We start from the raw sequence: 787 nt of genomic DNA on the forward strand, positions 1-787 counted from the left end.
GCCAGGCCGCCGCCCCCGCCGCGTCACGGGCCGTCGCCACTGTCTCGCCCGCCAGCAGCTCGCGCACGGCCCGTCGGACCGGGCCCTCGCTGGTCAGCACGCTGCCGGCCAGCACCACCGGCCCGGACGCGTGCACCCGCCGTACGGTGGCCACCAGGTGATGGGCCGCCGCGCGGACGATCTCGGAGGCCATCGGATCGCCCTCGGCGGCGGCCCGGCTGACCAGTGGGGACAGGGCGGCCAGGCGCATGTGGTCGGCCTGTGCGAGCCGTACGATCCGGTCGGCGTCGGCACGCGGTGACGGGCCCCCGCTGACCACTCGCCCGGCGCCCAGGAACTCCTCGGTCACCAGCTCCACCAGCGGGCCGCCCCGAGAGCCCCGGTCGAGCGACGCGACGGCCGCCCTGGCCGCCTCGCGGCCGATCCAGAAGCCCGAGCCCTCGTCGCCGAGCAGCCAGCCGAGCCCGTCGGCGATCTCGGCCTGCCGGTGGTCCTCGATCCTGGCCGCCACCGCGCCGGTGCCCGACAGCAGCAGCGAACCGGCCGCCTCCGGCGTGCCCGCCACGTACGCGATCGTCACGTCCCCGGCGACCCGTGGCCCCTGCGCGATGCCGTGCCCCGCCCACACCCTGGCCAGCTCAGGCTCCAGCGCGTCCACCTTGCCGGCCACGCCGGCCAGGGACGCCACAACCCGCACCGGGTCCACGTCGCGCAGGGCCGCCTCCAGGGCGGCGCCGATCGCCGCCACCGCCCTGGCCAGGCCGTGGGCGCTCGGGTTGCCCGCTCC

The 787-nt window shown here is 78.1% G+C and carries 1 protein-coding gene; it reads right to left on the reverse strand.

Translation table 11 applies throughout. From position 1 onward, the window contains the following. Positions 1 to 787: N-acetylglucosamine kinase (locus DQW85_RS21990; protein ID WP_113702124.1), on the reverse strand; the 787-nt coding region annotated here is incomplete at both ends.

Source organism: Nonomuraea lactucae (assembly GCF_003313395.1).
In the GTDB taxonomy this organism is placed as follows: domain Bacteria; phylum Actinomycetota; class Actinomycetes; order Streptosporangiales; family Streptosporangiaceae; genus Nonomuraea; species Nonomuraea lactucae.